Raw genomic sequence first — 9,466 nt, 5'->3', positions numbered from 1 at the left:
AATCCTATTTTTCGTGTCCAATGGACTTGTCGGATAGAGTTTTCTTCATAATTCCCCCGATTTGAATGAATCCCCTTCTAAATCTGCTATTGGTAGCACGTGTTTCCATTTGAGCTTCGGACTAAAATTCAAATTAAATTTAGAAAGACTGCGTGATTGGAGTGGAAGGCGTGAAGACTCCTGCGGGGAAAGCGGGACAGGTGAGACCCCGCAGGAGCGTAAGCGACGAGGAGGCTCACCGCCCGCCCGCGGAAAGCGAAACGCCTGGAATGGAAATCAACAGCCGCATTTTAAAAACTAAAAAAGAAGACTGTAGACATACTTGTCTTCCTTTTTTTAATGCATCGGTTTATTTAATTTAGCCAGCCAGATCAAGAATAAAAATAATAAACTGATGTAACCGAAAATCGGATATAAATAACTTAGGAGAGTACCATATTCAAATTGACCAATGATAACAGACAGCGTACAGATTAGTAATGTAACCAACAAATTGGGGAGCTTTATATAAGCATTTATTTGCTTCTGCAACCCAAAAATATTGCCAATCACTGAAGTGAAAATTTCACAGTAAATAACTAAAATAAAGACCCAGTACAATCCCGAAGCAGCCTTCTTCATCAGTTCAGCCGTTGGTATTTCATACGTTAATACGTTTGGAAGTGCCAAAAGGGATATATGCCCAGCCAGCAGAATAAGTGTTAAAAACAGCCCTCCCAATACAGCTCCCTCACGTATAACTTTTTCATCCTTAACTTCATAAGCTACCGGTATTAAGATGGCTTGGGCCAAAGCCAAGTTAAACGCTGCATAGGCAAAAGGAGATAATACAGCGTCCATTGATACAGTACTCGGCAAGAAGAGCATACTAGGCTGTATTCTGCCATCAGCAAGCGTTAACACACAAAGCATCACACTAAAGAAAATCATAATGGGCACAACGAAAGAGTTAACTAGGAATAACCCCTTTAACCCAAGCATTAAAATAACCGTAGCGCCAATAATGGTTACCGTTACACCAATCAGCCTCGAAAGACCTAATTGCTCTTCAAATACAGCTCCAGCCCCGGAAATCATAACAGCTGTGACACCTATAAGCATAACAAGAAAGAAAACATTAACGAAAGGTGCTAATCTTCTCCCAAATAAAAAACGATTAAATTCTTCGTACGTCCGTGCTTGAGCACGTGCCGATAAGATCATCATCTTTGTACCCGTATAAATAAATATATATCCGGCAATTAATATTCCCAAAAACCCTATAGATCCATATTTAGTAAAAAACTCCGCTATTTCTCTCCCGGTTGCAAACCCCGCACCGACGACCGTTCCTACATAAACTGCAGCAATTTGGAAGGCGCCTGTCCACCTTGCACGCATTAAATCCCCCCTCCTAAAGAGTATATGTGATAGGGAGGACATTTAAGACAGGCTTTCCCTCTTTTTAAACGACAAAGAGAAGCTGTCTAGAAAAGAAACAGCTTCCTTTAACCTTATACTATTTACAGTTTCTCATCATCAATCGAAGACAACCACTTATCAATAACGGCAGTTACTGATTGAACAGCTCCTTCTTCAAATGGTGATACAAGATGTGCGGATTCAACAAGCTCCAAGAAAGACTGACTGCCTCCAAGCTTACATAAACGGATATAATCCTCCCAAGCTGTTTCGTCTCCCTCAATTGAACGTTTCCAAAATTGGAAGGCACACAGCTGGGCTAACGTATAGTCAATATAATAAAATGGTGTAGAATAAATATGACCTTGGCGCTGCCAATATCCGCCGTTTTCAAGAAATTCCAGCCCCTCATAATCACGATCTGGAAGATAGATTTTTTCTATATTTCTCCATGCTTGCTTACGGTCAGCAGGTGATGCTTCCGGATTTTCATAAACGAAATGCTGATATTCATCAACAGCCACTCCATATGGTAAAAAGGTAAGCGCACCGCTTAAATGTGAGAACTTATATTTATCTGTATCTTCTTTAAAAAATAACTCCATCCATGGCCAGGTTAAAAACTCCATACTCATTGAATGAATCTCAGCAGACTCAAAGGTTGGCCAGTAGTATTCAGGAACCGTGAATGAACGGCTGCTATATACTTGGAATGCATGTCCCGCCTCATGGGTCAACACGTCAATATCACCCGAAGTCCCATTAAAATTGGAAAAAATAAAGGGTGCTTGCATATCCTCAATAAACGAACAATAGCCCCCGCCTTCTTTACCTTTTTTAGCAACAAGGTCCATCAGATTATTTTCGATCATAAATTCAAAGAATTCAGCTGTCTCAGGTGACAGTTCACGGTACATCTTTCTGCCATTTTCAATAATCCAATCTGCATCTCCCTTAGGTACAGCATTGCCTGTTTGAAATTCAAAGGCTTCATCATAATAGGTAAGATGGTCAAGATTCAGACGATTGGCTTGGCGTTTCATCAACTTACTCACCAGCGGAACAACATATTCCTTGATTTGTTTACGGTAGTTCGCAACATTCTCAGCATTATAATCAGTTCGTGCCATTCGATAATACCCTAGTTCAACGAAGTTTTTATAGCCTAACTTCAATGCCATCTCGTGTCGGACCTTTACAAGCTGATCAAAGATATCATCCAACTGCTTTTCATTTTTTTCAAAAAAACCAAAATAGGCATGGCTTGCCCCTTTTCTTATATTCCGATCAGGTGACTCTGTGAAAGGCTGAAGCTGGGCAAGCGTTCTTTCTTCCCCTTCGAATTCTATTTTGGCTGAAGCAATTAGCTGCGAATATTGTGTCGTCAAACGATTTTCTTGCTGAAGTAACGGAATAATTTCCGGTGAAAACGTTTTAAGCTGGGCATCTGCCAAAGCAAATAATTGACTTCCATACTCCGCTTCTAGTTCATTACGAAAAGCAGAGCTTACTAACGCTTGATAAAACTGTGATTCTAGGTCTTCTAACTCCGGACCTACTTCATCGACATAATCCATTTCCGTTTTGTAAAAAGAATCCGTTGTATCAACTGAGTGTCTAATGGAACAAAGGGCGAACATGCTGTTCACACTATTTCGCAAAGTATTTATTTCATTCATTGCTTGTCCCTGAATTTTTGCATTCTCTGCTTCCATAAACGTATTCAAAGCTTGAGTAAATGACTCTTTCACTTCATCTAAAACAGGCCGTTTGTATTCAAATGTTTCGAATTTCATTCTATTCACTCCACTCTCTTAGTCTCCATACAATTCATCCTACTATGTATTCTCTTAAACTAGTAATATCCCTTCTTAGAGATTTAAAGTTTAGCATAAATGAGCCGGATTTCTTTACTTGTATCAATGACAAATTTTAAAATAAACAGGCGAAATGTTACTTCCTTTCTTCTAGGAAATTCAATTGAAAAAGGCCGAAGCGAATTATCGGGTCCTAAAAAAGCGATAAAAATAGGTGTTTAATTGTAAATCTAAATCAAGATATCTCCTATTTATATAGGGGGGGATTTCTCCTCTTTATTACCCATTTATGTCGTTAATCCCGTCTGGTATGGTCGTATTCCCGTCTGGTTCCTGTATATTCCCGTCTAAAGGCAGCGTATTCCCGTCTGTGCACTACTTACAGCCAAAAAATACCCCGCGGGGCATCTTTCTTTTTGTAAAGTTGCGCGGACTATCTCACAAAAAAAAGACCAGCCATCCCACGATAGAGACCGAACTGCCTTACGACGCTTTAATTAATGAACCAACTATCCGCTACTTAAAATAAATGATTGTTAATGGTAAATACCGACTACTTTGTGAAAAAAAAAACCTTCCATATAGGAGGGTTTATTTTTGTTCTTGTTCTAGGGCATTGTAGCCAATCTTTTTGATTAATTCAGTAGCCAGTTCTTTTTCTTCTGAAGTCAAAACATTCATAATGTCATCAATTTTCTTTTCATGGTCTGGGAAGATACTTTCAATAAAGATTTTGCCCTTTTCAGTAATTTTGGCAAAGGTGACACGTCTGTCATTTTTACAGGCAATTCGCTCAAGGAATTCTTTTTGCTCAAGTTTATCTACTACATACGTAATACTTCCACTGGCAAGGAGAATTTTACCCCCAATTTGCTGAAGCGGCTGTTCTCCTTTATGGTACAGAAGCTCTAGTACTGCAAATTCTGTTGGATTCAATCCTTGTTTTGCAATATATTTATTCACAACATCATTCATTGATCTGTGGGCTCTGGAAAGAACGATAAATAACTTAAGAGACTGCTGGATGCTGTCATTACCCATTGTTTTCACATCCTTCTTTAAAATATCTCGAATTCAAATTAATTATAATAAAATCACTCTGCCTTGTCAATTCACTCCATTACCACTCCCTTTTTCTGTATATTTTAATATATAATGAAAAATGACATTACCTCTTGTCAGAAAGGAGCAGCATATGGAATCATCAACAACAGCTGCACAACTTACCTCAAAGACCTCTTATGGTATTCTGATTATTATGGGCATCTGCCACTTACTAAATGATTCACTCCAAGCTGTTGTGCCTGCAATGTTTCCTATTCTTGAAGCATCTCTTTCACTCAGTTATACCCAGCTTGGCTTGATTGCTTTTTCTTTGAACATGGTTGCTTCAGTGATGCAGCCGATTTTTGGTTGGTATACAGATACATTTCCTCTTCCATATGCCCTGCCACTTGGTATGGCAAGTACGCTTTGTGGAATGCTGCTTTTAGGACTAGCCCCTTCCTATACCATTATTTTGTTCTCGGTTATGTTGATTGGAGTTGGTTCTGCCATTTTTCACCCCGCTGGATCACGTGTTGCCTTTATGGCGGGTGGGACAAGAAGAGGGCTTGCTCAATCCATTTATCAAGTTGGCGGGAACACTGGCCAAGCATTGGCACCTTTAATAACGGCGATTATCCTGTTGCCATACGGACAAAAAGGAGCCCTATGGTTTGTACCGGTTGCTTTACTCGCTGTCTTTCTTTTAATTCTAATCGCTAATTGGTATAAAGAGAGACGATCTTTCTTTTCAATAGGAAAAAAGGTTACTGAACTACAGACAAAAAAGCCTGAACAAAAAATCTACAGAGCGTTAGGTATTGTCCTCTTTTTGATCTTTGCGAGATCATGGTATATATCTTGTATGACTAACTTCTATACGTTTTATCTGATTCACGATTATCAATTCACCATTCGTTCCTCACAGCTTTATCTTTTTGCATTTTTGGCTGCTGGAGCATTAGGAACCTTTTTAGGTGGTCCTTTAGCAGACCGATTTGGCAGAAAAAATATTATTTTCTTTTCTCTTGCAGGCAGTGCGCCATTTACAATTATTTTGCCATATGCATCTGCTTCAGTCGTCATCATCCTTTTATTACTTGCAGGATTCGTCATAATGACTAGCTTTTCCGTAACGGTTATATATGCTCAAGAACTCTTTCCAGGAAAAATTGGAACCATGGCTGGGCTAACAGTCGGATTTGCATTTGGCATGGGAGCGGTTGGATCAGTGGCTCTTGGTTTTGCAGCTGATTTTATAGGTATTGCGTCGACCATCAAATGGATCGGATTTCTGCCATTGTTAGGTATTTTCACTCTCGTGCTTCCTTCTGATCCTGTATTAAAAAGATGGCATCAGGAATGACAAAAAGGCTGCATCACACGCAGCCTTTACCTATAATACGTTACTTATTTTTTTCTTTATAAAGAGGGAGACGAATATGAAAGCTGCTCCCTTTGCCTATTTCACTTTCCACTTTAATCATGCCTGAATGTTCTTCGATAATTTTATAACTAACCATAAGTCCTAGACCCGTTCCCCTTTCCTTTGTGGTATAAAAAGGTTCGCCTAGTTTTTTAATTTTTTCTTCTGGAATTCCTTGCCCTTCATCTGTTATCGTGATTTGAACTTGGTTCGTCCCCCACCTTCTTGTTTTCACCCGAACAATGCCTCCAGAAGGCATCACTTCAATGGCGTTTTTTAGAATGTTAATGAACACCTGCTTAAGCTGGTTTGCCTCACAAAAAACGTGAAATTCTTTTTCCTCGAAATCACTCTCAAACTGAATATTTTCTAGCAGTGCCTGTGCGCCCATCAACTCAAGTGTTTCTAACATAATGCTATTAATATTTTGACTAAAATAATGTACAGCTTGTGGTTTAGCCAATACTAGAAATTCTGTAATAATGGTCTCAATTCGGTTCAGTTCAGTCATGATAACATGAAAATAGGTACTGAAATCTTCTTTAACGCTCGTCTGCAGCAATTGAATAAATCCTTTTACCGCTGTCATAGGGTTTCTTATTTCATGGGCAATTCCTGCTGCGAGCTCTCCCACTACACTCAGTGTATCTGATTTACGAATTTGTTCCTGCATGACAAGATTTTCGGTAACATCTCTAATGATCGTAAGGTGGAGGCCAGAATATAAATTTTCTCTGGTTGATATTTCTATATGTTTCGTTTTACCATTTCTCATCACTAAAGGTATAACGGAAGTTTCGGACCCGTTTCGAAAGACCATTTCCAGATGATTTTGTAATGGCTTCCTATTTATCGAGTTTTGTTCAACTAGTGAATGAATCGAAATTCGAAGCAGCTCCTGCTTTGACAGTTCAAGTATTTTTAATCCGGCTTCATTTATATCGATAAATTCGGACGTTTTCCACAGAATCATCCCATCTAAGGAACCTTCAAATATTTTACGGAATTTCCGTTCACTATTTCTGAGCTCCGTTTCAATCCGCCAGCGTTCACTCACATTCCGAAGGATCGTCAAATTATAGCCTTCATCTTCATGCTTTTTTGATGTCAGTTCAAGAAGTTTAATCTGTTTATTAGGCATTTTAAAAAATAGTTCTCCACGTACTGAGCCTTCTTTTGCAAAATGCTCTAATAATTGTTTGTAATTCTCATCTTTTTTATGAATGTAATGACAGATTTTTCCGCCAACTAAATCATCCTTATTATTTTCGAAAATTTTACAGGCAGCATCATTTACCCTGAAAATCATATTGTTCTTATCCGAGAATAGGATGGCATCCATCGATTGTTCTAATAACTCCTGAGTAATTCGTTCACTTTTCTTAAGCTTCTGTTCCATTATCCGTCTTTCTGTAACATTCCTAAATATAGACATAAACAAACCATTCATGTTATTTGAGCTGGTGGTATAATCAAAACTTATCACTTTTCCTTTTGAGGCCATTTCGACATCGCCCTTATACGAACCTGAATGATGTACATGAAGAATCCCCTTATGCCACTCTTCTATGTACGCAGCAGTGACCAAGGTGTTGATATTTTTCCCTACAATTTGTCGTTTTTCTAATTGAAGAGCTTGGCAAAAAGCATCATTAACATCCATTACTATTCCACTGCTGTCATAAATTACAATACAGTCGACTGCCTGATGAAACATATCTTTAAACATTTTCATCGACATTTGTTTCTCCTGTTCCGCCAGATGTTCTGATGTAATGTCTTTTATTTTATATAACTTATGTCCCTCTATATTAAGCGTCAGAACGATGCATTCAATCGACTTAATCGCACCATCTCTAAGTTGTATCTTCCATTGGTACTTACCTTCTGTATAAGGATAACTATCTTCTGAAGAAAGCGTAGAAGCGACCGCTCCAGTAAACAGGTCGGTTATTTTAGCAGCTAATAAATTTTCTTCTGTTTCTTGAAAAAGACTGCATGCTGGTTGATTAACAAAACAAATTTGATTTTCACCATCAGTAAGAATAAACGGTTCAAAAGCTTGGTCAAAAATCGCTTTATATTGCTGAATAAGGCTCAATAACGTATGATTTTCCTGCTGAATCCGAAGAAAACCTTCAGTTTTTCCCTCCATTATATTCATCCCCTAAAATGCTCAATTCATTTCCATAATTCAACAAAATACCATATTATTCCTACCTAATAGTTAAAAATAGGAAAAAAGGTTTAGTTTAATCTTTATTTAATTTTCGCTATAATTTGTTTGGTTAATTCAATTAAGGTTTTTTTGCTTAAAGGTTTTTTATTTTTTAATTAGGGTAATGAAGGAGAGACTTCTCATTGGCTATCTATCTAAGGAGGCAATCATGAATAAGCGCAGCTACTATTTCGATAATGCTAAATTTATATTAATGGGCTTTGTTGTCTTTGCACATCTATTAAACAGTTTTATTAATGATACTGAACTCATTTATGCACTTTATAAAACCATCTATACTTTTCATATGCCTCCCTTTATTCTCGTATCAGGATTTTTTGCGAAAGGATATTATAAGAAAGGCTATTTAGCAAAAATAACGAAGAAATTAATTCTCCCTTATATCATTTTTCAAGTAATCTATACGGTTTTCTATTATTTTTTATATAGAAAAGATACATTCCAGCTTGATTTATTTGATCCTAATTGGGCGTTATGGTTTCTCATTAGTTTATTCTGCTGGAACATCATGCTGCTTGGCTTTGCCAAACTGAAACCTATGATAGCTATTACACTGTCGATTGTTATTGCCCTGTTGGTTGGGTATGTTGATTGGGTCAGTAATTACTTAAGTCTTTCAAGGACGTTCGTTTTCTTTCCGATGTTCTTAATTGGATACCATCTTAGTAAAGATTCTTTACAAAAACTCTTTTCAACTAAGATTCGAGTAACCTCACTTTTCATTATGGTCATTGTCTTTGCTTTCTTTTATTTAATGCCTGATATTAACTATAAATGGCTCCTTGGTTCAAAACCTTATTCGGAGCTTGAACAAGCAAGTTTAATCTCAATGTTCAAACGACTCGGATTTTATGCCTTAAGTGTCTTAATGACTTTTTGCTTCCTTTCATTTATCCCTAAAGAAAAACATTTCTTTACGAATTGGGGGACACAGACACTTTATGTTTACTTATTACACGGTTTTCTGGTCCGTACTTTCCGTGAAAGTGAGATGCAAAGCTACTTCACAAATGTCGAGAGCTTCCTGCTGCTTGGATGCCTTTCATTGATTATTACCATGATTCTCTCTAGCCAGTTAACAGCCTCACTTGCACAGCCTATTATTGAATTGAAAATTAGTCGAACCATTGGATTAGTTAAGAATATTCGTCACTCTTTCCATTCAGTAAAAAAACAGATTGATAAATTAGCAAACAATTAATTGCAGAAAAAAAAACTCAAGAGTTTGAGGTTTCAGACTGTAGATAAACTCAGATGAAAATCGAGTCTTGTCTACAGTTTTCTTTTTTATCTTCTAAAATGAGGTGTTGATTTCCATTCCAGGCGTTTCGCTTTCCGCGGGCAGGCGGTGAGCCGCATCATCGCTTACGCTCCTGCGGGGTCTCACCTGTCCTGCTATTCCCGCAGGAGTCTTCACGCCAACACTTCCATCAACTGCCTTACTAAATGCAATCTCAAAAGTCAAATCCGTTCTATTTTAAAATAAACTTGATAAGGATCCTTTCGAAAACCCATTTAATTCAACGTGGTCAGCTTGAA

General features: G+C 37.8%; 7 protein-coding genes. 2 read left to right on the top strand and 5 right to left on the bottom strand.

The annotated features are described in order from the left end of the window. Positions 1–336: 336 nt before the first annotated feature. From AC52RT_RS04940 to AC52RT_RS04930, 3 genes are all read right to left on the bottom strand, one after another. Positions 337–1,380 (bottom strand): YkvI family membrane protein, encoded by a 1,044-nt coding sequence (locus AC52RT_RS04940; protein WP_495539720.1) that lies wholly within the window; start codon positions 1,378–1,380, stop codon positions 337–339. A gap of 122 nt (positions 1,381–1,502) precedes the next feature. Continuing rightward, complete coding sequence (locus AC52RT_RS04935) at positions 1,503–3,197, bottom strand: M3 family oligoendopeptidase (protein ID WP_495539719.1); 1,695 nt, start codon at positions 3,195–3,197, stop codon at positions 1,503–1,505. A gap of 612 nt (positions 3,198–3,809) precedes the next feature. Continuing rightward, on the bottom strand, positions 3,810–4,259 hold the full coding sequence (locus tag AC52RT_RS04930; protein WP_495539718.1) for a MarR family winged helix-turn-helix transcriptional regulator: 450 nt from the start codon (positions 4,257–4,259) through the stop codon (positions 3,810–3,812). Positions 4,260–4,413: 154 nt separating this feature from the next. Between AC52RT_RS04930 and AC52RT_RS04925 the strand changes: the two genes are divergently transcribed. Beyond that, positions 4,414–5,628 (top strand): MFS transporter, encoded by a 1,215-nt coding sequence (locus AC52RT_RS04925; RefSeq protein ID WP_495539717.1) that lies wholly within the window; start codon positions 4,414–4,416, stop codon positions 5,626–5,628. A gap of 40 nt (positions 5,629–5,668) precedes the next feature. On the opposite strand, the gene AC52RT_RS04920 is transcribed toward AC52RT_RS04925, so the two are convergent. Continuing rightward, positions 5,669–7,843, bottom strand: a complete 2,175-nt coding sequence (locus tag AC52RT_RS04920) for a PAS domain S-box protein (protein ID WP_495539716.1) — start codon at positions 7,841–7,843, stop codon at positions 5,669–5,671. Between the two features lie 232 nt (positions 7,844–8,075). Between AC52RT_RS04920 and AC52RT_RS04915 the strand changes: the two genes are divergently transcribed. Next, a complete protein-coding gene (locus tag AC52RT_RS04915; protein WP_495539715.1) occupies positions 8,076–9,128 on the top strand; it encodes an acyltransferase family protein in 1,053 nt (350 codons plus the stop codon). A 93-nt stretch (positions 9,129–9,221) separates the two neighbouring features. On the opposite strand, the gene AC52RT_RS04910 is transcribed toward AC52RT_RS04915, so the two are convergent. Further along, complete coding sequence (locus AC52RT_RS04910; RefSeq protein ID WP_495539714.1) at positions 9,222–9,392, bottom strand: hypothetical protein; 171 nt, start codon at positions 9,390–9,392, stop codon at positions 9,222–9,224. Positions 9,393–9,466: the final 74 nt, after the last annotated feature.

This window comes from Peribacillus sp. (genome assembly GCF_059453735.1).
The sequence above is the reverse complement of the archived record's forward strand: the minus strand, read 5'-3'. Positions and strand labels throughout refer to the sequence as shown.